The 22621-nt window shown below is 44.5% G+C and carries 19 protein-coding genes; 13 read left to right on the top strand and 6 right to left on the bottom strand.

Annotated elements, in window-relative coordinates; genetic code table 11:
- Window positions 1-154: 154 nt before the first annotated feature.
- Both AB4384_RS01380 and metG read right to left on the bottom strand, forming a co-directional pair.
- Complete coding sequence (locus AB4384_RS01380) at window positions 155-634, bottom strand: DUF1456 family protein (RefSeq protein ID WP_010437231.1); 480 nt, start codon at window positions 632-634, stop codon at window positions 155-157.
- Between the two features lie 221 nt (window positions 635-855).
- The gene (gene metG / locus AB4384_RS01375; protein ID WP_017062160.1) at window positions 856-2916 is read right to left on the bottom strand and encodes a methionine--tRNA ligase; all 2061 of its coding nucleotides are present in this window, start codon (window positions 2914-2916) and stop codon (window positions 856-858) included.
- Between the two features lie 157 nt (window positions 2917-3073).
- Here metG and apbC point away from each other — a divergent pair, with 157 nt between their 5' ends.
- The 3 genes from apbC to AB4384_RS01360 all read left to right on the top strand — a co-directional run bounded on the left by apbC (window position 3074) and on the right by AB4384_RS01360 (window position 7294).
- Window positions 3074-4150, top strand: coding sequence for an iron-sulfur cluster carrier protein ApbC (apbC, locus tag AB4384_RS01370; protein WP_048613198.1), 1077 nt, complete (start codon window positions 3074-3076; stop codon window positions 4148-4150).
- 257 nt (window positions 4151-4407) lie between these two features.
- Window positions 4408-5049 carry a uridine kinase gene (gene udk, locus AB4384_RS01365; protein ID WP_004734002.1) on the top strand — a complete coding sequence of 214 codons (642 nt, stop codon included), beginning with the start codon at window positions 4408-4410 and terminating at the stop codon, window positions 5047-5049.
- Between the two features lie 106 nt (window positions 5050-5155).
- Window positions 5156-7294, top strand: coding sequence for an AsmA family protein (locus AB4384_RS01360; protein ID WP_102427874.1), 2139 nt, complete (start codon window positions 5156-5158; stop codon window positions 7292-7294).
- Window positions 7295-7517: 223 nt separating this feature from the next.
- Here AB4384_RS01360 and cobO read toward each other — a convergent pair whose 3' ends face one another.
- On the bottom strand, window positions 7518-8123 hold the full coding sequence (gene cobO, locus AB4384_RS01355; protein ID WP_017062158.1) for a cob(I)yrinic acid a,c-diamide adenosyltransferase: 606 nt from the start codon (window positions 8121-8123) through the stop codon (window positions 7518-7520).
- 84 nt (window positions 8124-8207) lie between these two features.
- On the opposite strand from cobO, the gene AB4384_RS01350 reads away from it, so the two are divergent.
- Entirely contained in the window at window positions 8208-8657 is a 450-nt protein-coding gene (locus AB4384_RS01350) for a low molecular weight protein-tyrosine-phosphatase (protein ID WP_017067202.1), read from the top strand.
- Between the two features lie 114 nt (window positions 8658-8771).
- Here the strand turns inward: AB4384_RS01350 and AB4384_RS01345 are convergent, their stop codons facing one another.
- Together AB4384_RS01345 and rne are read right to left on the bottom strand one after the other, a co-directional pair.
- Window positions 8772-10319 carry a SulP family inorganic anion transporter gene (locus AB4384_RS01345; RefSeq protein WP_017062156.1) on the bottom strand — a complete coding sequence of 516 codons (1548 nt, stop codon included), beginning with the start codon at window positions 10317-10319 and terminating at the stop codon, window positions 8772-8774.
- A 258-nt stretch (window positions 10320-10577) separates the two neighbouring features.
- On the bottom strand, window positions 10578-13745 hold the full coding sequence (rne, locus tag AB4384_RS01340; RefSeq protein ID WP_102321128.1) for a ribonuclease E: 3168 nt from the start codon (window positions 13743-13745) through the stop codon (window positions 10578-10580).
- Between the two features lie 618 nt (window positions 13746-14363).
- Between rne and rluC the strand changes: the two genes are divergently transcribed.
- Window positions 14364-15308: a 23S rRNA pseudouridine(955/2504/2580) synthase RluC gene (gene rluC, locus AB4384_RS01335; protein WP_017054981.1), complete on the top strand. Its 945-nt coding sequence runs from the start codon at window positions 14364-14366 to the stop codon at window positions 15306-15308.
- A gap of 265 nt (window positions 15309-15573) precedes the next feature.
- On the opposite strand, the gene AB4384_RS01330 is transcribed toward rluC, so the two are convergent.
- Window positions 15574-16155 (bottom strand): nucleoside triphosphate pyrophosphatase, encoded by a 582-nt coding sequence (locus AB4384_RS01330; RefSeq protein ID WP_372128743.1) that lies wholly within the window; start codon window positions 16153-16155, stop codon window positions 15574-15576.
- Window positions 16156-16304: 149 nt separating this feature from the next.
- On the opposite strand from AB4384_RS01330, the gene yceD reads away from it, so the two are divergent.
- From yceD to fabF, 8 genes are all read left to right on the top strand, one after another.
- Window positions 16305-16832 carry a 23S rRNA accumulation protein YceD gene (yceD, locus tag AB4384_RS01325; RefSeq protein ID WP_372128742.1) on the top strand — a complete coding sequence of 176 codons (528 nt, stop codon included), beginning with the start codon at window positions 16305-16307 and terminating at the stop codon, window positions 16830-16832.
- 35 nt (window positions 16833-16867) lie between these two features.
- On the top strand, window positions 16868-17038 hold the full coding sequence (gene rpmF, locus AB4384_RS01320; protein ID WP_004737376.1) for a 50S ribosomal protein L32: 171 nt from the start codon (window positions 16868-16870) through the stop codon (window positions 17036-17038).
- Between the two features lie 9 nt (window positions 17039-17047).
- Window positions 17048-18073, top strand: a complete 1026-nt coding sequence (gene plsX, locus AB4384_RS01315) for a phosphate acyltransferase PlsX (protein WP_372113120.1) — start codon at window positions 17048-17050, stop codon at window positions 18071-18073.
- Window positions 18074-18078: 5 nt separating this feature from the next.
- On the top strand, window positions 18079-19029 hold the full coding sequence (locus AB4384_RS01310) for a beta-ketoacyl-ACP synthase III (RefSeq protein ID WP_017054985.1): 951 nt from the start codon (window positions 18079-18081) through the stop codon (window positions 19027-19029).
- An 80-nt stretch (window positions 19030-19109) separates the two neighbouring features.
- The gene (gene fabD, locus AB4384_RS01305; protein ID WP_017063479.1) at window positions 19110-20033 is read left to right on the top strand and encodes an ACP S-malonyltransferase; all 924 of its coding nucleotides are present in this window, start codon (window positions 19110-19112) and stop codon (window positions 20031-20033) included.
- 25 nt (window positions 20034-20058) lie between these two features.
- Window positions 20059-20793, top strand: coding sequence for a 3-oxoacyl-ACP reductase FabG (gene fabG, locus AB4384_RS01300; protein ID WP_029235138.1), 735 nt, complete (start codon window positions 20059-20061; stop codon window positions 20791-20793).
- Between the two features lie 166 nt (window positions 20794-20959).
- Window positions 20960-21193: an acyl carrier protein gene (gene acpP / locus AB4384_RS01295; protein WP_004737381.1), complete on the top strand. Its 234-nt coding sequence runs from the start codon at window positions 20960-20962 to the stop codon at window positions 21191-21193.
- A 93-nt stretch (window positions 21194-21286) separates the two neighbouring features.
- Window positions 21287-22531, top strand: coding sequence for a beta-ketoacyl-ACP synthase II (gene fabF, locus AB4384_RS01290; RefSeq protein WP_010437291.1), 1245 nt, complete (start codon window positions 21287-21289; stop codon window positions 22529-22531).
- Window positions 22532-22621 lie beyond the last annotated feature (90 nt).

Below are 22621 nucleotides of genomic sequence, written 5' to 3'. Positions count from 1 at the left end.
GTAAAGAAAACGAAAAAGCGGCGAGATAATTCAATTATCTCGCCGCTTTTTATTTATCTGTCGTTACTAGAAAATTATCAGTGGGTCAGTTACTTACCTATGACGAGTAATTTATCTATGTGTAGCAACTTAAAATTTATCTAGGAGTAGTAACTTAACCCGCAAACTCTTCTGAGTCTGGACGGTTGGTAAATTGCACACCGTTTAGAAAATCGCAAAGTAGTTGGTCTTCACACACTTTGTAGTTTTTGTTTTCTGGCTTGCGGAAGTAAGCGCCGATTTCGTACTTGCTCAAGCTAATGCCAACCACTTCTAGTACGTCCAAAACATCTTCTGCTTTCATGTTCAATGCGATACGAAGCTTCATGAAGATCATGTTGTTCGTCAGTGCAACTTCAGGTTTAGGTTGCTCGCCTTCTTTTTTGCCACGCTTAAGGTTGATGAAACCATTTAGGAATACCGCTAACTCTTTATCTTTCATCTTAGAGCATGACTTGTCGTTGTCATCTTTTAGCCAGTTAATCACTTGGTCATGAGCAACAGTCACATCAGCTTGTTCGATAGCTTTGATGATTTGTGCATTTTTAAGGTTTAGTGCGTGTTGAATACGACGCAAGATTTCGTTGTTAGTCACTGGGGATTCCTAAAAAGGGTTTTAGAGTAAAGAGGTGTTGGTTTAGCCTATTTTTGTCGACGAACCAATTTCTACTCTACATAGCATAGTTGACGGCGACTCTAACAGAGAACGCTAATTTTCGGTAGATATAAAAAATCCCCAATGCTGATTAACTCTTTCAAGTCAAAAATGCATTAGGGATTTAGTTATGGGTGCTTGTTATCTGACTGGAGTCAGAATTACATTACACGCATACCAGGTTGAGCACCTTCGTGTGGCTCAAGGATCCATAGGTCGCTGCCGCCAGGGCCCGCTGCTAGGATCATGCCTTCAGACATACCAAACTTCATCTTACGAGGTTTTAGGTTTGCTACCATTACAGTTAGCTTGCCTTCTAGCTCTTCAGGTTTGTATGCTGATTTGATACCAGAGAATACTTGGCGAGTCTCACCACCGATGTCTAGTTGGAACTTCAGTAGTTTGTTCGCTTTTGGTACTTCTTCACAAGAGATGATACGAGCGATACGCATGTCTACTGCTGCAAAGGCATCGAACTCAATCTCGTCTGCGATTGGCTCTTTGTCTAGCTCAGTTTGGCTTGCTTGCTCTTTTTCAGCTTCTGCTTTTTCTTTCGCTGCTGCTTCAGCGGCTGCATCTTCTTTAGAAGACTCAACCATTGCTTCCACTTTCTTAGGGTCAATGCGGTTGAATAGCGCTTTGAACTTAGTGATCTCGTGATCAGTTAGCGGAGTAGCAATCGCTTCCCACGTTAGCTCTTCGTTTAGGAAAGCTTCAGTGCGAGCTGCAAGCTCTGGCATCACTGGTTTCAGGTAAGCCATCAGTACGCGGAATAAGTTAATACCTACAGAAGAAACTTGCTGAAGCTCAGCTTCTTTGCCTTCTTCTTTAGCAAGAACCCAAGGTGCTTTTTCGTCGATGTACTGGTTAGCTTTATCCGCTAGTGCAGTGATTTCACGGATAGCACGGCTGAATTCACGAGTTTCGTATAGCTCACCGATACGCTCAGCAGCAGCAACGAATTCGTTGTATAGCTCAGGCTCTGCAAATTCAGCAGCTAGCTTGCCTTCAAAACGCTTAGTAATGAAGCCAGCGTTACGAGAAGCTAGGTTAACAATCTTGTTTACTACGTCAGCGTTTACACGTTGAGTGAAGTCTTCAAGGTTAAGATCTAAGTCATCGATGCGGCTGTTTAGTTTAGCAGCGTAGTAGTAACGTAGACACTCAGGGTCTAGGTGGTTTAGGTACGTGCTTGCTTTGATGAATGTGCCTTTCGACTTAGACATCTTCGCACCGTTCACTGTTACGTAGCCGTGTACGAATACGTTGTTTGGCTTACGGAAACCTGCGCCGTCTAGCATTGCTGGCCAGAATAGGCTGTGGAAGTAAACAATGTCTTTACCGATGAAGTGGTAAAGCTCAGTTGTGCTGTCTTTCTTCCAGTATTCATCGAAGTTTAGATCGTCACGTTTGTCACATAGGTTCTTGAAAGAAGCCATGTAGCCAACAGGTGCGTCTAGCCATACGTAGAAGAACTTGTCTTTTTCGCCTGGGATTTCAAAGCCGAAGTAAGGTGCATCACGTGAGATATCCCACTGTTGCAGACCAGACTCAAACCATTCCTGCATTTTGTTTGCAGTTTCATTCTGTAGAGAGCCAGAACGAGTCCACTCTTTAAGCATGCTTTCGAACTGAGGTAGGTCGAAGAAGAAGTGCTCAGAGTCTTTCATTACTGGAGTTGCGCCAGAAACCGCTGATTTAGGGTTAATTAGCTCAGTTGGGCTGTATGTCTCACCACAGTTATCACAGTTATCACCATACTGGTCTTCTGACTTACACTTAGGGCAAGTACCTTTTACGAAGCGGTCTGGTAGGAACATCTCTTTCTCAGGATCGAAAAGCTGAGAAATAGTGCGGCTAGAAATGAAGCCGTTCTTTTTAAGTTCTAAGTAGATGTGAGAAGCCAGTTCACGGTTCTCTTCGCTGTGTGTGCTGTGGTAGTTATCAAAGCTGATATCAAAGCCAGCGAAGTCTTTTTGGTGCTCTTCACTAACAGCAGCGATCATCTCTTCTGGCGTGATACCCATCTGTTGAGCTTTAAGCATAATTGGCGTGCCGTGAGCATCGTCAGCACAGATGAAGTTTACAGTGTTGCCACGTAGACGCTGGTATCGAACCCAGATATCAGCTTGGATATGCTCAAGCATATGGCCAAGGTGAATAGAGCCGTTAGCGTACGGAAGCGCACAAGTTACCAAAAGTTGTCTTGGATCAGTTGCCATACTTAATAATTCGCTTTTTTGATAGGTATAAATTTGAGAGGTAATACTACTTTATAACGTGTGATACGCCAAGGTATCAGACTAAGGATTCCCCTAGTTTTTTAGGGGTTCAGTCTTCATCTCGTGGGTGATAGCATAAATAAAAAAAGGAGTCCCAATGCGTAACTTTACTTCTAAGCAAGATTTCTGTTCATGGTTGAATGAGTTCGAGTCACCAATCCTCATCCCAGAGTGGGCGCTACACCAAAATATTGTATCGGTTGATCCGCGTGGATCATTTGTTATCACCTTACCTTTTGCCGCTAATCAGCTTGCGGTTGAATTGGAACAGTGGATTCACTCTCAGATTGAACAACAGCTTGTTAGCGCTTTTCAGTTTGAAGTGAAGGTGAAGCCGTCTGCGTTAGAAACCACGGTTGCGACACCATTGAAGGGGGTGAAGAACATCATCGCCGTGACATCTGCAAAGGGTGGGGTGGGTAAATCGACCACTTCAGTCAACCTTGCTTTGGCTTTATCTAAGTCTGGTTCAAAAGTGGGTTTGTTGGATGCGGATATCTATGGTCCTTCTGTACCTATGATGCTTGGCCAATTAGATGCGAAACCAGAAGTCCAGAATAACAAGTGGATGATGCCAATCGAAGCGCACGGTATTTTCACTCACTCTATCGGTTATCTTGTGTCGAAAGATGACGCTGCGATTTGGCGCGGTCCAATGGCGGCCAAGGCTTTAGGTCAGCTTGTTAACGAAACCGTATGGCCAGAGTTGGATTATCTAGTTATTGATATGCCACCGGGCACGGGCGATATTCAGCTGACGTTATCGCAACAGATCCCAGTGACCGGGGCTGTAGTGGTGACCACTCCTCAAGATTTGGCGCTAGCGGATGCACGTAAAGGCGTAGCGATGTTTGATAAGGTGAGTGTGCCAGTCGCAGGCTTAGTTGAAAACATGAGCTATCATATTTGTAGTCACTGTGGTGAGAAAGAGCATATCTTTGGTGCTGGTGGTGCCGAAGCTATGTCAGAAGAGTTTTACCTCGATATTTTGGCACAGATCCCTCTTCATATTGATGTGCGAGAAGATATCGATGCAGGTTGCCCGACGGTGATTCGTCGTCCAGATAGTGAACATACACGTCACTACTTAGAGCTTGCAGAGAATGTGGCTGCGAAGATGTTCTGGACCGGCAAGGCGAGACCAGAAGCGATTAACTTTTCTTTGGTTGAATAGCGAAAGATAATCAAAAAGTTGTGTTAATCATGTTGGATTAGATAAATAGCGGTTGGATTTAGGCTGATAGCCATTGGGGTTGTGCAAATAGTTGTAGGCAAGTTATTTGAAAGCAAACGATTGCATTCATTAAATGCATTGATATCATCAATTTGACTGCAATTAGCTAAAATGGCGACTAGAATCTATGTGCTTTAGCCCCTATAATCAGGCGGTTTATCTCTTCCCACCACCAAACCATATCGGGTGCAAAATTAATGTCTGATAATAATCAATGTGTCATCGTAGGTATCGCTGGCGCTTCAGCTTCAGGAAAAAGTCTGATTGCTAGTACAATTTATAATGAATTGCGCGAAAAAGTAGGCGACCATCAAATTGGTGTTATCACGGAAGATTGCTATTACAGCGACCAAAGCCACTTGAGTATGGAAGAGCGTGTTAAAACTAACTACGATCACCCAAATGCACTAGATCATGATCTTTTATGTGAACATCTACAGCAGCTAATGAGTGGCAACGCCGTAGAAGTTCCTGAATACAGCTACACAGAGCACACACGTACTTCTGAAACGACTACACTTACTCCAAAGAAAGTGATCATTTTAGAGGGTATTCTGCTTCTAACAGACCCGCGTCTTCGTAAACTAATGCACGCAAGTGTGTTTATGGATACACCATTAGACATCTGTCTATTACGCCGTGTTAAGCGTGATGTAGAAGAGCGTGGTCGTACAATGGACACTGTACTTAAGCAATACCAAGAAACAGTACGTCCAATGTTCATGCAGTTTATCGAGCCTTCAAAACAACATGCAGACATCATCGTTCCTCGTGGTGGTAAAAACCGTATTGCGATTGATGTGCTAAAAGCGCACATTGCGAAGTTGTTGAAGTCTTAATCGAATAAAATTTTGCCTAAGTGACTCACTTAGCTTTATTTTTTACCGAATCAGTGGCACTTTTATAGTGCCACTTTCTTTTGGAATCTAAGCAAGGAATATGCGGATGAAGAAACTACTCATTTTCATAGCTGTACCAGTGTTTGTTGTCGTTGCAGCAATTCTGGCACTAGTGCTGTTAGTGAATCCCAACCAATTTAAGCCATTAATTGTCGAACAAGCCCAAAAACACACAGGCCTAGAGCTAGTGATCGAGGGTGATATCAGCTGGCAATTCTTCCCATCCATTGGCTTTGAACTTGGTCAAACTGAATTACGCAACCCTGAAGGTTTTACGCAACCTAACCTATTTAAGGTTGATACCGTTGGCGTTGACGTTTCGGTTACTCCGCTATTTAGCAACCAACTAGAGATCGGCAACATTACTCTAGATGGTGCAGAATTCTATTTAGAAACGCTTAAAGATGGTCGCAAGAACATTGATGCACTAACGCAAGCGTCAGCGCCTCAAGAATCTGAGCCTGCAGCAGGCACAAGTTCTGAATCAGCGCCTGCCCCTCAAGAGCAAACTACCACAGACGCATCGGGTTGGACGATCAACCTTGCAGGCGTAACTGTATCAAACGCATTGTTTGAAATGGACGACAAGCAAGCGGGTTCATTCACTAAGCTATACGATGTGTCTTTGAATCTTTCTGAGTTTGCCGTTGATACATGGACAACCGCGACATTTGCGGCTTCTGGTGAGAACAATCAACAGAAGTTCTCTGCACAAGGCAGTGCAGAATTCAAATTAGCTGAAGGCTTTGCAAGTTACGCACTTCGTAATATCGACTTAAACGCTAAGTTCAATGATCCAGCGACGTCGATTGAGTCAGCAAAAATTGGCTTGAATACGTTTGAGTTCGATAAGGTAAACCAACTGACTTACGCTGTAATCGGTAATGCAGCTGGCCTTGACCTTGATCTTAAAGGTGGCGGTGAACTTACTGTTGATAGCGCGATTTCAAAAGTAACGCTGAACAAGTTAACGTTAGACTCAACATTCAAAGGCGACACGCTTCCTCAGTCTCCAATGAAAGTCGACATGCTGTCTGACTTAAGCTTCGATCTTAACAAGAGCCACCTGAGCTTTGTGTTAGAGAAGCTACAAGCTAACGCTATTGCATTAGACGGTAAAGCAGACGTAATCCTATCTGAAATACCAAAGGTTCGTTTCTCTCTTCATAGCCCGAATATTGATTTAGATGAATTCTTAGGCTTAGGCAATACAACAGAAACAGCGAGCACAGCGCCTTCTGGTTCTGCTGGTGGTTCAACGTCAAGTTCTGGTAGTTCAGATCCAGCTAAAGAAGTGGAACCTGATCTGTCGGCTCTGAAAACGTTAGACGTGAAAGGTGACATCACGATTGATAAGTTCAAGGCGAACAACGCGAAGATGCAGAATGTTAAAACCGCATTTTCGGTTAACCGTGGTATCGCAGAGCTAACCTCATTCACCTCGAATCTTTACCAAGGTTCTATTTCTGCTACTGCAAAGTTAGACGCTCGTAAAACACCAGCGACTTACACGGCTAAGAAGAAAATCAAAGGCGTGAAAGTACAACCGTTACTGGTTGATGTTGCAGATAACGATATGCTGGAAGGTACCGGTAATATTGATGTCAACGTGAAAGGTAAGAGTCTAACTCCGACGGGTATCAAGAAAAACCTAGTCGGTACTATCGCGATTAACTTTGAAGATGGTGCAGTTAACGGCATCAACGTAGCTCAACTGATTCGAGAAAACTACGCTAAGATCAAGGGCGAGAAAGTTGAAAGCACAAATGAAGCTCAAAAAACGGACTTCAGTGCAATGAAAGCGACGCTGAAAGTGGATAAAGGTTGGGTTTCAACTAACGACTTATCAGCACAGTCGCCACTGTTACGTGTGACAGGTCAAGGTAAAGCAAACTTCATCAATGAAACGGTCGACTTCCTTGTGCGTACATCAATTGTGGGTTCACTTGAAGGTCAGGGCGGTAAGAGCATCGACGACCTGAAAGATGTGACTATCCCAATTAAGGTAACAGGTCAGTGGGCAGCCCCGAAATTTGCACTTGTTTTTGATGATGTATTGAAACAGAAAGCACAGAAAGAAATTGATCGTGGTTTAGAAAAGTTAGACGAAAAGTATGGTGACAAGATCAAAGATGAGAAAACAAGAGACGCAGTAAACGGTCTACTAAAAGGTTTGTTTAACTAGTCTTCATCTCATTTAAAAATGAACAAAGTGCCACTCCTGTTGTAGGAATGGCGCTTTTTATTTTTGGCTCGATAATACTCAAGAGAGATTCCCTATGACACTCGTCCCTCGCTCTAGGGAATGACGATAGGCCGTCGTCCTTTGTTCAAGAGCGTAACGGCCTAGTGGTCGTCATCCTCGAGAGGGAAGAATGACCGAGTCGGGGATCTCTGGTTGAAGGTGATTACCAGTCAACGCCTTGTAGCGCTTTAACACCAGATTCAAAAGCGTGTTTCACATTGCGAACTTCAGATACTGTATCTGCTATCTCAGTAAGAGTACGGTGCGCGCCACGACCTGTAATGATGACAGACTGCATCTTCGGGCGGTTATTCAACGCCTCAACCACTTCATCGAGTTCGATGTAACCGTAGCTAACCATGTAAGTCAGTTCATCAAACAGAATCACATCGATCGACTCATCAGCCAGCATGCGTTGGCACTCTTTCCATACACGCTGCGCAGCTTCAATATCTTGCGCTTTGTTCTGAGTTTCCCAAGTAAAGCCTGTGCCCATGACTTGGAACTCGACATCAAGCTTTTGCAGAACGTTTTTTTCGCCGTTATCCCAGGTACCTTTAACAAACTGAGCAACGGCGCATTTCTTACCATGACCAACTGCACGTGTAATCGTACCAAAACCGGATGTTGATTTACCTTTACCGTTACCCGTGATGACCAGCAATAGGCCTTTTACTTCTTGTGCTGCAGCGACACGTGCATCGACTTGTTCTTTTACTTTCTGTTGTCTTGCTTTGTGGCGTTGTTCTTTGTTGTCTTCAGTCGACATAACAAATCCTTTTAAGTTGTGATTGCGTCTATCATAGCCTAACTTAACGATAGCAAAAACCATCGGAAGAACAGGTGATTAGGGATGAAAAAGATACTCGTAGTTTGTATGGGGAATATTTGCCGCTCGCCAACAGGTGAAGCGGTGCTAAGGAAGAAAGCGCAACAGCTGGATATTGATGTTGTGGTCGACTCTGCGGGGACGATTGGTTTTCATCAAGGCAACCCGCCAGACTCGCGATCCAAATCTGCAGGAGAGAAGCGAGGCTACAGCTTTAAGGGGATTACTTCTCGTAAAGTGGTAGATAATGACTTCGAAGAATTTGACCTGATACTCGCGGCCGATAGGGCGAATTTAGACGACTTAATGAGCCAATGCCCAGTTCACCTCCAATACAAGCTCGCATTATTTTTGAGCTTTGGAGAGTCACAATATCAAGAGATCCCCGATCCGTATTATGGTGAGGGAAATGGTTTTGAATTGGTGTTGGATTTAATCGAAGAGTCTAGCGAAGCGATACTGCGTTCGATGTAGTGTAGGAACAATGTACGTCGTTTTGTTATCAGCGTAAGGGCTGACCGAGAGGTATAAAAAAGGCCGACATTGAATGTCGGCCTCTCTAAATCTAACTTAAAGCTACAGCTAAGATTACTTAGACATTACTTTGTAGATTGGGTCTTCTGCAACGTTCGCTTCAACTAAGCTACCTGCTTTGTGCAGCATAGCAACACAGTCTTGGCTTAGGTGGCGAAGGTGAAGTGTTTTACCTAGCGCCGCGTAACGGTCAGCAATCGTGTCGATCGCTTCAATTGCAGAGTGGTCAGTCACGCGTGAGTTTGCGAAATCAACGATTACATCTTGTGGATCGTTGTATGCGTCAAACAACTCTAGGAAGTTAGCCGTTGAACCAAAGAAGATTGGGCCGTTAACTTTGTACTCTTTTGAGCCTTCAGCGTTTACTGATGTATCTGCGTAGATGTGTTTAGCATGTTGCCAAGCAAACATTAGCGCAGAAGCGACAACACCAACACCTACTGCCACAGCAAGATCAGTCAGTACTGTTACTACGGTAACAAGAACGATAACGAAGAAGTCTTGTTTAGGAACGCGACGCGCAAGCTTGAAGGTTGCCCATTCAAATGTGCCGATAACAACCATGAACATTACGCCCACAAGTGCTGCTAGAGGAATCATTTCAATCAGTGCAGAACCGAACAGGATGAACATCAGTAGTGCAACTGCGGCGACGATACCTGAAAGACGACCACGACCACCTGAGTTTACGTTGATCATCGATTGACCGATCATCGCACAACCACCCATCGCACCGAATACAGAACACGTTACGTTAGCCATACCTTGACCAACACATTCACGGTTAGATTGACCACGAGTGTTTGTCATTTCGTCTAGTACTGTCAGTGTCAGCAGAGATTCAATCAGGCCGATAGCCGCAAGGATAATTGCGTAAGGCAGGATGATCTGTAGTGTATCTAAAGAAAACGGAACAGCAGGAATTGAGAATGTTGGAAGAGAGCCCGCTAGCGTAGCAGCTTCGTCACCAGACATTGTACGTAGGAAGTCGACAACAGTGCGAGTTTCAAGGTCAAGACCCACAACCAAAGCCGTTACTGTAACAATAGCAACTAATGAAGATGGTACTGCTGTTGTTAGCTTAGGTAGGAAGTGGATGATAGCCATTGTAAGGGCTACTAGACCTAGCATTAGTGTCATTTGACCGCTTGGTAACCAAGTCAACGCACCTGTTACGTCTGGCGCTTTAAATTGACCAAGTTGAGCTAGGAAGATAACAATGGCCAAACCGTTCACGAAACCAATCATTACTGGGTGTGGAACGATACGGATAAATTTACCTAGTTTAAATACACCTGCTGCAATTTGCAGAAGGCCAGCCAGCATAACGGCTGCGAATAGGTATTGAACACCATGGGTTGCCACTAGGCTCACCATTACAACGGCCATTGCGCCGGTTGCGCCAGAAATCATACCTGGACGGCCGCCAAAGACAGAAGTGATTAAACCTACGATGAATGCTGCATAAAGACCAACCATTGGGTCAACGCCAGCAACAAAGGCGAATGCTACAGCTTCAGGTACCAGAGCCAGGGCTACTGTAAGACCTGAAAGCACGTCATTCTTTACAGAGTGCTTTGAAAATTGTGGGAATTCGAACATGTTTGCTCAGCTATGCTTAAGATGGATTTACCGACACGGGTGTATTGCGTAGCCAAACAGTGATGGAAAAGAGCGGCAATAGCGAAGTGTCGAAAAGATAAGTGCGCGAATGCTACCCAAAAATGTGATTAAGTTCAAGGTTGAACCTAACTTTGAGTAATATATCTGTTAATTTTTATTCGATTAGTAGATATGAAAAAGGCTGCTTTAATAAGCAGCCTTTGATTCTATTTACTCGCGATTACCTATCAGTAATCACTAGTAGTTTGGCTTAGTCATCGCCGCGCCAGCTTTGTTCGACGCTGCCTGACTGCCTGCACCTTTCGATACAAAACGTTCAGTGCGGAACGGAGCTGCAATCACTTCAATCTCTTTGATCTCTTGAGGACCAGGAGCTTTAGTCATTGGTGAACCGGCTTGCTTCTTAGCAACAGCTGCCTTTGGTGCCGCTTTAGGAGCTTCTGCTTTAACAACAGGTGCTTCTTCAACTTTTGCACTTTCAGCTTTAGGCGCTTCAGCTTCAACAACTGGTGTTGCTTCTGCTTGCACAGCTTCTGCTACAACAGGCGCTTCAACTTTCGTCGCTTCTGCAATCACTGGAGCTTCAACTTTCGCGGTTTCAACAACCACTGGTGCTTCTTCAACGACTGCAGGAGCTTCAACTACAGCAGGAGTCTCAGCTACTTGAGCTTCAACAGCAGCATCTTCACGACGGATGATAACTTTACCCATTGCAAGCTCTGGACATGCGAAGCCGCCAGTCATTGCTACGTTGCTTTGTTGTGCCGTCTCTAGAGCAACATTCTGCTCTTGAACAGATGTTTGATCTTCAGCTGCTACTTGAACTTCAGCCACTTCAGGCTTTGCCTGCTTGTGGTGAGGTTTTGGAATGAAGCGAGGCATCACTTTACCCATAGCCATCTCTGGAGAAGCTACACCACCTTTACGTAGGCGGAATGGGTTAGGGCGACGATCACGACCGCGACGACGACGTTGACCACTTGCACGTAGGTGACGTGGAGAACGACGGTTACGACGTTGTTTCGGCTCTTCCTGTTCAGTTTGCTCTGCATTCGCTTGAGTTGCTTCTACTTGTTCCGCAACTTTTTGCTCTTGAGCTACTGACTGTTCTTTTGAAACAGATAGTTCTTTAGCAGCAACCTGCTCTTTTGAAGCGTTATCTTCAGCTTGAGCTTGTTGGTCTTTAACACGAACTTGCTTGTTCAGTTTACGACGCTGACGACGCTCTTTAATCTTAGCTGCTTTCGCTTCAGGTTTAGCCTTAGGCGCTTCCGGTTTACCAGCTTGTGCTTCTGCTGCTAGCTGTAGACCTTCTTCTGCTAATTTAGATGGTGCTTGCTCTTCGCGTTGCTTCTGCTCATCACGTGGCTTGTTGCGACGGTCTTGCTTAGGCTTGCGAGGCTGACGAGTTTGCTGTGGAGCTGCTTCTTTTTGCTCTTCAGGCTTCTCATCACGAGCTGGCTTACGGCGGCGTTTGTTGTCACGGTTTTCGTTACGATTGTCACCACGTTCACCACGGTCGTTACGCTGTTCGCCACGCTCACCACGTTGGTTACGACGACGGTTATCGTTACGATCACGGCGTTGACGGTTGCCGTTGTTACGATTGTTTTTAGGTTTTTCTTCTTCTTTCTTCTCTTCTTCTTTTTTCTCTTCTTGAGTTGAAGAGCCAAATAAGAAGCTACCGATAGCTTTGAAGAAACGACCAATTAGGCCTGGTTCTTGAGTCGCTGCTGGTTCAGCTTTCTTCTCTTCTACAGCTTTAGGTGCTGGAGCAGGAGTTGGTGCTGATTGAGCAGGAGCTGCGAAGCCTTTCAGAGCAGGTTCTTCGATCTTCTTAGGACGAATAGTCTGTTCAGCAGGCTCTTTGCTTTCCGCTTCTTTTAGAGCTTCTAGCTTGTTAGGCAGCAAGTAAGATAGTAGATCGAACTCTTCACCTTCACGAACACGGATAACCTCAAAATGCGGCGTTTCCATGTCTGAGTTAGGAACAACAGTGATCTTAACTTCTTGGTTCTTCTCGATGTGGTTTACTGAGCGACGTTTTTCGTTCAGAAGGTAAGAAGCGATTGGAACAGGCACAACAGCAAGTACTTGTGCTGTGTTGTCTTTTAGAGCTTCTTCTTCAATCAAACGTAGAACAGAAAGTGCTAGAGATTCGTTATCACGAACAACACCAGTACCTGTACAACGAGGACAAATGTGGTGGCTTGCTTCTGCTAGTGATGGGCTCAAACGTTGACGAGACATCTCTAGAAGACCAAAGCGAGAAATACGACCAATCTGAACACGTGCGCGATCTAAACGAACGGCATCACGTAGACGGCTTTCTACTTCGCGTTGGTGGCGAACCGGGGTCATATCGATAAAGTCGATTACAACAAGACCACCTAGGTCACGTAGACGTAATTGACGTGCAATTTCATCGGCAGCTTCTAGGTTAGTGTTAAGTGCTGTTTCTTCAATATCGCCGCCCTTTGTTGCACGAGCAGAGTTGATATCGATAGAAGTCAGTGCTTCTGTTGGGTCGATTACGATAGAACCACCAGATGGAAGACGAACTTCACGTTGGAAAGCAGATTCGATCTGGCTTTCAATCTGGTAATGGCTGAATAGTGGCACTTCACCATCGTATTTCTTAACGCGATTCATGAAATCTGGGCGTATTAATTGAATGTGCGCTTGTGCACGTTCAAAAATAGTATTGCTGTCGATTAGAATCTCGCCAATATCACGACGTAGGTAGTCACGAATTGCGCGAACAATAACGTTACTCTCTTGGTGAATTAGGAAAGGAGCTGTATTTGAATCAGAAGCTTGCTTGATAGCGCCCCAATGGTTCAATAGAACATTCAGGTCCCACTCTAGCTCTTCTGCGCTTTTGCCAACACCCGCTGTACGCACGATTAAGCCCATACCTTGAGGAAGCTCAAGAGTGCTTAATGCTGCTTTCAGTTGAGTGCGTTCATCACCTTCGATACGACGAGAAATACCGCCAGCACGAGGGTTATTAGGCATAAGAACTAAGTAACTACCAGCCAAAGAGATGAAAGTTGTCAGTGCAGCACCTTTGCTACCACGTTCTTCTTTCTCTACTTGTACGATTACTTCTTGGCCTTCTTTTAGCACTTCTTTAATGCTAGGACGGCCTTGGTATGTATAACCTTCAGGGAAGTATTCGCGGGCAATTTCTTTAAGAGGGAGGAAACCGTGACGTTCTGCGCCGTAATCAACGAATGCCGCTTCTAGGCTTGGTTCAATACGGGTAATACGTCCTTTGTAGATATTCGCTTTCTTTGACTCGTGACCTGGACTTTCGATATCTAGATCGAACAGTCGTTGGCCATCAACCAAAGCGACACGCAACTCTTCTTTTTGAGTTGCGTTAATTAACATTCTTTTCATTTAGAAGTTCTCATTGTCTTTTCTTATTTTCATCATTGTTCTTATCGCTTTATTTCGTTTCTCATGGTGCCAGATCCCATGGCTTTATCGGTGCAGCCTCCCGGCTGGAGAGGGATGCTCTGGGGCACGTCAGTCATCATAGGGAGTTAGCCTATGATCCGCGATGTGGCGGTGAATACTCAACATGAGTGTACGTGAGTAGAGCGATAAGGAACTCAGTTGACCGTGTCTTACGCCGATTGCAGCACTGTCTAATCTGAGTTATCTACTCATTTACTTGCTTATGAATGGTTAGCTGTTTAAATAATAGTCAAACCACTGATAGCAGCTGTGAACTATAGCAGCGGTCGGTAAACACAGCAATCTGCTTTGTCGGAATGCTGTAAAAAAAACAGTTTTTGTTTGGGTTTTGATAGCTCTAACTCACTGTCTATAAATAATTTATCAATTGATATTTTAATTTGCAGGAATCTTGGTGCTTTTTTGTTCGAAGAATCAAAGAAATATAGAACTTCGGCGACCATTTTGGGATAGATCGGTAAGGATTAGGGATAAATAAGTTCGGAATAGGGCTAAGAAAATCTCAATTATCAAAAGTGACAGTGATACAATAACGCAATGAGCGAAATTAGAACCCAAGTCCAATTCGTCGACATTGACGAAGATATGGCTGGTCAGCGTATTGATAACTTCTTACGCAACCAATTAAAAAACATCCCGAAAAGCATGATTTACCGAATCGTGCGTAAAGGCGAAGTCCGCGTAAATAAAAAACGCATTAAGGCTGAGTACAAACTAAAAGCTGGCGATTTAGTTCGTATCCCTCCGGTTACTATTGAAGAGAAAACAGAAGAGAACGTGCCGAGCACGAAACTCAACAAGGTTTCAGAATTAGAACAGTGCATCATTTATGAAGATGATCACATGCTAATTCTTAACAAACCGTCTGGCACTGCTGTTCATGGTGGTAGCGGATTAAAATTTGGCGCGATTGAAGCATTACGTGCTCTTCGCCCTGATGCTCGTTTTCTTGAATTAGTGCACCGTATCGATAGAGATACGTCTGGCATTTTGCTTGTTGCTAAGAAGCGCTCGGCGCTAAGACACCTTCAAGCACAGTTCCGTGAAAAAACGGTTCAAAAATACTACTTCGCTTTAGTTATGGGCGAATGGAAGAACAGCTGCAAAGTCGTCAACGCACCTTTGTTGAAAAATGAAGTGAACAGCATTGTTCGAGTTAACCCGAATGGTAAAGCTTCTGAAACCCGTTTTAAGGTTTTAGAAAAATTCCAAGAGGCGACGTTGATTCAAGCAAGCCCAATTACAGGCCGAACACACCAAATTCGTGTGCACGCTCAGTATACTGGTCACCCAATTGCTTGGGATGATCGCTACGGTGATCGTCGTTTTGACGCTTACACGGGTAAGGTTGGTCTTGATCGTCTGTTCCTACATGCAGCAAACATCAAGTTCACACACCCAGGTAGTGAAGAGAAGATGGATATCTCGGCGCCAATGGAAAGAAGGCTAGAGAAAGCCCTAACTGGTTTACGTAAGCTTTAAGAAGATACGAGATACGAAGGTATAGAGTGCCTCAAATTTGTTCTTCAGTATCCATAAATGAGAAAGGTTGACGAATATCGTCAACCTTTTTTGTTTTCATCTGTTGTAGAAGATCCCCAAGTCGCTCGTTCCTCGCTCTTGAGGATGACGACTTTTTAAAATCACGCTCTATATCATTAGTTGGTTAGATAAAATTGCGTGTTCCGCCATTCCCTAGACTGACGAAGGAAGGTGTAGGGAATCTCTAACAAAGAGAGCGTATCCGTTATAGTACACCCATTCCTTGCGCTTCTAACATATCGACTAGATCGATCAGCGGTAAGCCGATCAAAGTATTTGGGTCTTTCCCTTCCATCTGTTTAAACAACGCGATGCCTAACCCTTCACACATAAAGCTACCTGCGCAGTAATAAGGCTGCTCTTTTTCAACATAACTAATGATCTGTTGCTTAGTTAAATCGCGGAAATGCACTACAAAGGTGTCGAGACGTGTGTCAGCTTCATTGGTTTCGTTGTTCCAAACCGAAAGCCCAGTATAAAAAGTAATGCTCTTGCCGCTTTGACGAGATAACTGCTCGATCGCTTTTTCTCGAGTGTGAGGCTTACCAATGATCTCTCCATCAATTACGCAAACCTGATCAGAACCAATGACTAAGCTAGGTTGCTCCACAACACAAGACTTAGCTTTGGTCTCAGCAAGGCGCATCACCAACTGTTGTGGTGTCTCTTCTGGAAGTGGCGTTTCATCGCAGTCAGGCTTCGCTGTGACAAAGTCTAACTGTAGTTTTTTGAGGATCTCTTGCCTAAATGGAGATGTAGAAGCTAAAACTAGTTGGTAATTTCTCATTTTAATTTACAATTCGTGTAAGCATTTAGTTCAGGATAACGTAACTTATCCTGCTATTCATAATGCTCTGAACAGGAAAGGTAGGAAAGTACATTTTTTTTGCCATTTCCTTTGACTAAACACGATTTGGAAGATAAGATTCGCGCCCTATGCAAAAGGAAAAAATACCGCGTACAGTTGATCCGGCAAGAACGGCTCAAAAACGACTCGATATGGATGGTATCATTCAAGTCAGTCTTTTAAAGCGTTTAACCGAAACAACTGAAGGCGTAAAACGTGACGCGCAAGTCTCAATGTCATTTGGGCTTGATGAACAACGATTAGTCGTTATCTCTGGTAAAGCTAACGTCGAAGTCGATTTAGAGTGTCAACGTTGTAATGAGGTTTTCGCACATGAGTGCGATGTCCAATTTACTTATACTCCTGTTTACAGCGAGAAAAGTGAAGAGGAAGCACCGGAAGAGTACGATTTGGTAGATCTGAACGAGTACGGTGAGTTAGACCTGATTCAATTAGTTGAAGACGAGTTCATCCTTGGATTGCCACAAATAGCAATGCACGACGATGCGAAATGTAGCGTTAACTCAAATAACTTGGTGTTTGGTGAACTTCCTGAAGAAATTGAGGAAGATAAAAAGCCGAATCCATTTGATGTTTTAAAAAGCTTAAAGAAGTAATTGCTTCTTTAAGAATTTACATAGGAGTAGGGTCAATGGCCGTACAAAAGAGCAAGAAATCACGTTCAATGCGTGGCATGCGTCGTTCACACGATGCGCTAACTACAGCTGCACTTTCTGTAGACGCAACTTCAGGTGAAACTCACCTACGTCACAACGTGACTGCCGAAGGTTTCTACCGCGGCAAAAAGGTTATCAACAAGTAAGGTTGACCTTTGCAAAATCTAACCGTTGCGCTTGATGCAATGGGCGGGGACTTCGGTCCTCGTGTAACAGTGCCTGCCGCCGTGCAGGCACTGTCGTATTTCCCAGAGCTAAAAGTCATTCTAATAGGTGATCGAAACGCGATCACATCTCAATTATCTTCATTAGGTCGAATGCCTGATTCTCGTTTGAGTATCCAGCATTGTGATCGAATCATTTCCAATTCTGAAAAACCTTCACTAGCCTTACGTAATAGTCAGGGTAGCTCTATGCGTGCCGCTATCGATCTGGTTGCCGAATCACAGGCTGATGCTTGTGTGAGTGGTGGTAACACTGGCGCATTGATGGCTTTATCCCGTTTCAGACTCAAGCTTCTTCCCGGTATTGATAGGCCTGCATTGGTTTCAGCTTTGCCTACTGCATCCGGAAATCGCACATGGATGCTTGATTTAGGGGCGAACGTTTCTAGTGACGCAGATTCACTGTTTCAGTTTGCTGTCATGGGCAGTGCATTAGCAGAACAACATTTAGGTCGCGCACCACGTGTCGCTATCTTGAATATCGGTGCAGAAGAAATTAAAGGCAATGACCTTGTAAAACGATGCGCTGAAATGTTGTCTAATACTCAGTCTGTGAACTTCATAGGCTATATTGAAGGTAATCAATTACTTCAAGATGCTGCTGATGTCGTCGTATGTGATGGTTTTGTGGGCAATGTCTGCTTAAAAACGTGCGAAGGTACGGCTCAGCTCTTTATTGATAAGCTAAAAACGCGCATGATGGCTTCAACAATAAAGGGTTGGATAGCCAGAATGCTGTTTTCTGAGCTATTTACTGAATTAAAAACCTTGAACCCCGACCAGTATAACGGCGCAAGTTTGTTAGGATTGCGCGGCATTGTCATTAAAAGTCATGGAAGTGCTGATGTGTCTGCAGTCGTCAACGCGATTGGTGAAGCAGTACACGAGGTCAAACGACAAGTCCCCAGCCGCATTAGCGATCGTTTGGAAGCGGTTTTACTCGAGAGGCATTATTAGTCTTCATGTATAGCAAAATTTTAGGTACTGGCAGCTACTTGCCATCTCAGGTGCGTACTAACGCAGACTTAGAGAAAATGGTAGAGACTAGCGATGAGTGGATCGTTGCTAGAACGGGTATTAAAGAGCGTCGTATTTCAGCGGAAAACGAAACCGTTGCTGATATGGCGTTTTACGCTGCTGAAAATGCCATTGAAATGGCAGGTATCGACAAAGAAGAGATTGATTTAATCATCGTTGCGACAACCAGCAGTAGCCACACATTCCCGTCTTCGGCATGTCAGGTACAAGGCAAGCTTGGTATCAAAGGCTGCCCTGCGTTTGATTTGGCTGCAGCGTGTTCTGGTTTTGTCTACGCACTGTCTGTTGCTGATCAACACATCAAGACTGGCATGTGTAAGAACGTTTTGGTAATTGGTGCGGATGCACTGTCAAAAACCTGTGATCCGACTGACCGCTCTACTATCATCCTATTTGGTGATGCAGCAGGCGCGGTGGTTGTAGGCGCAAGCGAAGAGCCAGGTATTTTGTCTACTCATATTTACTCTGATGGTAAATACGGTGAGCTTCTAAGCCTAGAAGTACCAGAGCGCGGCGGTGATGCAGACAAATGGCTGCACATGGCGGGCAACGAAGTATTTAAAGTGGCGGTAACTCAGCTTTCTAAGCTAGTTAAAGACACCTTAGCGGCGAACAATATGGATAAGTCAGAGCTTGATTGGTTAGTTCCACACCAAGCGAACTACCGTATTATCTCGGCAACCGCTAAAAAGCTGACGATGTCGCTTGATCAAGTAGTGATTACTCTTGATAAGCACGGCAACACGTCAGCAGCTACCGTACCAACGGCCCTAGATGAGGCTGTTCGCGACGGGCGAATTAAACGTGGTCAAACGCTTCTACTTGAAGCATTTGGCGGCGGCTTCACTTGGGGTTCTGCGTTAGTTAAATTCTAACCCTAAGCGATAATCAACAAACAAGGCACATAACTTATGTGCCTTATTCAATTTTTTGCTTTGCTTAAAGGAAAATTACAATGAGCAAATTTGCTATCGTATTCCCAGGCCAAGGCTCTCAAGCTATCGGTATGCTTGCTGACCTAGGCGAACAGTATGATGTTGTTAAAAAGACATTTGCTGAAGCTTCAGAAGCACTTGGTTACGATCTATGGGCATTGGTTCAAGATGGTCCTGTAGAAAATCTAAATGAAACTTTTCGCACTCAACCGGCTCTATTAACAGCGTCTGTTGCAATTTGGCGTGTATGGCAAGAGCTTGGCCTAGAGCAACCTGTAAATCTAGCAGGTCACAGCCTAGGTGAATATTCTGCACTTGTATGTGCCGGCGTTATCGACTTTAAAGAAGCGATCAAGCTGGTTGAACTACGTGGTCAACTGATGCAAGAAGCGGTTCCTGCAGGTGTTGGTGCAATGTACGCAATCATCGGTCTAGACGATGAAGCGATTGCTAAAGCGTGTGAAGAAGCTGCGCAAGACGAAGTTGTGTCTCCAGTTAACTTTAACTCTCCTGGCCAAGTTGTTATCGCGGGTAACAAAGCTGCAGTAGAGCGTGCTGGTGCACTTTGTAAAGAAGCGGGCGCTAAGCGTGCACTTCCGTTACCTGTTTCTGTGCCGTCTCACTGTGCACTGATGAAGCCAGCAGCAGATAAGCTAGCAGTGGCTCTAGAAGCTCTAGAGTTCAACACGCCAGCATTGCCTGTTATCAATAACGTTGATGTTATTGCTGAAACAGACCCTGCAAAAATTAAAGACGCACTTGTTCGTCAGCTATACAGCCCAGTTCGTTGGACTGAAGGTGTACAAGCGATGAATGAGCAAGGCGTTGAGAAGCTACTTGAATTAGGCCCTGGTAAAGTTCTTACTGGTCTAACAAAACGAATCGTAAAAACTATGACAGCTGCTGCAGTTAATGATACTGCATCACTAGAAGCTGCTAAGTAAATAACCACTTAATAGAGAAGTTATGATGAATTTAGAAGGCAAAGTTGCACTAGTTACAGGCGCAAGCCGTGGCATCGGTCGTGCAATCGCTGAACTTTTAGTTGAGCGTGGTGCTAAAGTTATCGGTACTGCGACATCTGAAGGCGGCGCAGCTGCAATCAGCGAGTACCTTGGTGAGAACGGTAAAGGTCTTGCTCTTAATGTAACGGATACTGACTCAATTGCTGCTACACTGAAAACCATCAACGATGAATTCGGTGCGATTGACATTCTAGTTAACAACGCAGGTATCACTCGTGATAACCTACTGATGCGTATGAAAGACGACGAATGGAATGACATCATCGATACTAACCTAACTCCTATCTTCCGCATGTCTAAAGCTGTATTGCGTGGCATGATGAAGAAGCGTCAAGGTCGTATAGTAAACGTTGGTTCTGTAGTAGGTACAATGGGTAACGCTGGTCAAGCTAACTACGCAGCTGCAAAAGCAGGCGTAATTGGTTTTACTAAATCAATGGCTCGTGAAGTTGCGTCTCGTGGCGTTACAGTGAACACTGTAGCTCCTGGTTTCATCGAAACTGACATGACTAAAGCGCTAAATGATGACCAACGTGCAGCAACTTTGGCGAATGTACCAGCAGGTCGACTAGGTGACCCTCGCGAAATCGCTGAAGCTGTGGTATTTTTGGCGTCACCTGCGGCAGCTTATATCACAGGTGAAACACTTCACGTCAATGGCGGTATGTACATGGTGTAAATTATGTGCAACATTTGTGCATGATTTAAGTCAAGATCATACGTAATTTCGGTTAAAATCGTGAAAATTGTGGTTTGACCAGAAAAGTTGACCTTGCAACTTTCAATAGATTGAATAAACTACGGAAAACATCGCATAAAGCGAACTCTGTAAAGGAAAAGAAAAAATGAGCAACCTCGAAGAACGCGTAAAGAAAATCATTGTTGAACAGCTAGGTGTAGACGAAGCTGAAGTTAAAAACGAAGCTTCTTTCGTTGATGACCTAGGTGCAGATTCTCTAGACACAGTAGAGCTAGTAATGGCTCTAGAAGAAGAATTTGACACTGAAATCCCAGATGAAGAAGCTGAGAAAATTACTACTGTTCAAGCAGCTATCGATTACGTAACTAGCGCTCAGTAATAATCTCTCCCAGGCGGTCACCTCGACCGCCTGTGTTTTATCTAACTCATCTATCCTCATCTTAAATCACCTCAATCCCCGGAGTGTAAAATCGTGTCCAAGCGTCGTGTAGTTGTCACTGGCATGGGTATGTTGTCACCGGTAGGCAACACTGTAGAATCTTCTTGGAAAGCCCTGCTAGCTGGTCAAAGTGGTATCGTTAATATCGATCATTTTGATGCAACCAATTTCTCAACTCGTTTTGCAGGTCTAGTTAAAGACTTTAACTGCGAAGAGTATATGACTAAAAAAGATGCTCGTAAGATGGACTTGTTCATCCAGTACGGCGTCGCAGCAGGTATTCAAGCTTTAGATGATTCAGCCCTAACTATTACTGAAGAAAACGCTCCACGTGTGGGTGTTGCTATCGGTTCTGGTATTGGTGGTCTTGGTTTGATCGAAGCCGGTCACCAAGCTCTAACTGAAAAAGGCCCTCGTAAGATCAGCCCGTTCTTCGTACCGTCGACGATCGTGAATATGATTGCTGGTCACATGTCTATCATGCGTGGCCTACGCGGTCCAAACATCGCGATTTCTACTGCATGTACGACTGGCCTACATAACATTGGTCACGCGGCTCGTATGATTGCATACGGCGATGCAGACGCAATGCTAGCGGGTGGTGCTGAAAAAGCATCAACTCCACTAGGTATGGGCGGTTTTGGTGCGGCTAAAGCACTTTCTACTCGTAACGATGAGCCTCAAAAAGCTTCTCGTCCATGGGACAAAGGCCGTGATGGCTTCGTTCTTGGCGACGGTGCAGGCATGATGGTTCTTGAAGAGTACGAACATGCGAAAGCTCGTGGCGCTAAGATTTACTGTGAGCTAGTTGGCTTCGGTATGTCGGGTGACGCTTACCACATGACATCTCCAAGTGAAGATGGCTCTGGTGGCGCACTAGCAATGGAAGCGGCTATGCGTGATGCTGGCATTACTGGTGAACAAATCGGTTATGTAAACGCACACGGTACTTCGACTCCTGCAGGTGACGTAGCGGAAGTTAAGGGCATCAAGCGTGCTCTTGGCGAAGCAGGCAGCAAGCAAGTATTGGTTTCTTCTACGAAATCAATGACAGGCCACCTTCTAGGTGCTGCTGGTTCTGCTGAAGCTATCATCACGGCTATGTCTCTGGTTGACCAAATTGTTCCACCAACAATCAACCTAGATGATCCTGAAGAAGGCTTAGATATTGACTTAGTACCTCACACTGCGCGTGAAGTTAGCAACATGGAATATGCTGCATGTAACTCATTCGGTTTCGGTGGTACAAACGGCTGTTTGATCTTCAAAAAGATTTAATCATCTTATTAAAGACGTAAACACTCGTAGATAGTCACAATTAGACTTGTTTTTAAACGGCTTGATGCTTTAGCATTGAGCCGTTTCTTT

This window comes from Vibrio sp. 10N.261.51.A4 (assembly GCF_041471945.1).
Classification (GTDB): Bacteria; Pseudomonadota; Gammaproteobacteria; order Enterobacterales; family Vibrionaceae; genus Vibrio; species Vibrio crassostreae_C.
Note: the sequence above shows the minus strand (reverse complement) of the source record. Positions and strands in the feature narration are given on the sequence as shown.

Coding starts and splice junctions, on each gene's coding strand:
- udk (WP_004734002.1), top strand. CDS start 4,408: ATGTCTGATAATAATCAATGTGTCATCGTAGGTATCGCTGGCGCTTCA.
- metG (WP_017062160.1), bottom strand. CDS start 2,916: ATGGCAACTGATCCAAGACAACTTTTGGTAACTTGTGCGCTTCCGTAC.
- rpmF (WP_004737376.1), top strand. CDS start 16,868: ATGGCCGTACAAAAGAGCAAGAAATCACGTTCAATGCGTGGCATGCGT.
- acpP (WP_004737381.1), top strand. CDS start 20,960: ATGAGCAACCTCGAAGAACGCGTAAAGAAAATCATTGTTGAACAGCTA.
- apbC (WP_048613198.1), top strand. CDS start 3,074: ATGCGTAACTTTACTTCTAAGCAAGATTTCTGTTCATGGTTGAATGAG.
- cobO (WP_017062158.1), bottom strand. CDS start 8,123: ATGTCGACTGAAGACAACAAAGAACAACGCCACAAAGCAAGACAACAG.
- AB4384_RS01360 (WP_102427874.1), top strand. CDS start 5,156: ATGAAGAAACTACTCATTTTCATAGCTGTACCAGTGTTTGTTGTCGTT.
- yceD (WP_372128742.1), top strand. CDS start 16,305: ATGCAAAAGGAAAAAATACCGCGTACAGTTGATCCGGCAAGAACGGCT.
- fabG (WP_029235138.1), top strand. CDS start 20,059: ATGAATTTAGAAGGCAAAGTTGCACTAGTTACAGGCGCAAGCCGTGGC.
- AB4384_RS01350 (WP_017067202.1), top strand. CDS start 8,208: ATGAAAAAGATACTCGTAGTTTGTATGGGGAATATTTGCCGCTCGCCA.
- AB4384_RS01310 (WP_017054985.1), top strand. CDS start 18,079: ATGTATAGCAAAATTTTAGGTACTGGCAGCTACTTGCCATCTCAGGTG.
- AB4384_RS01330 (WP_372128743.1), bottom strand. CDS start 16,155: ATGAGAAATTACCAACTAGTTTTAGCTTCTACATCTCCATTTAGGCAA.
- rne (WP_102321128.1), bottom strand. CDS start 13,745: ATGAAAAGAATGTTAATTAACGCAACTCAAAAAGAAGAGTTGCGTGTC.
- fabD (WP_017063479.1), top strand. CDS start 19,110: ATGAGCAAATTTGCTATCGTATTCCCAGGCCAAGGCTCTCAAGCTATC.
- AB4384_RS01345 (WP_017062156.1), bottom strand. CDS start 10,319: ATGTTCGAATTCCCACAATTTTCAAAGCACTCTGTAAAGAATGACGTG.
- rluC (WP_017054981.1), top strand. CDS start 14,364: ATGAGCGAAATTAGAACCCAAGTCCAATTCGTCGACATTGACGAAGAT.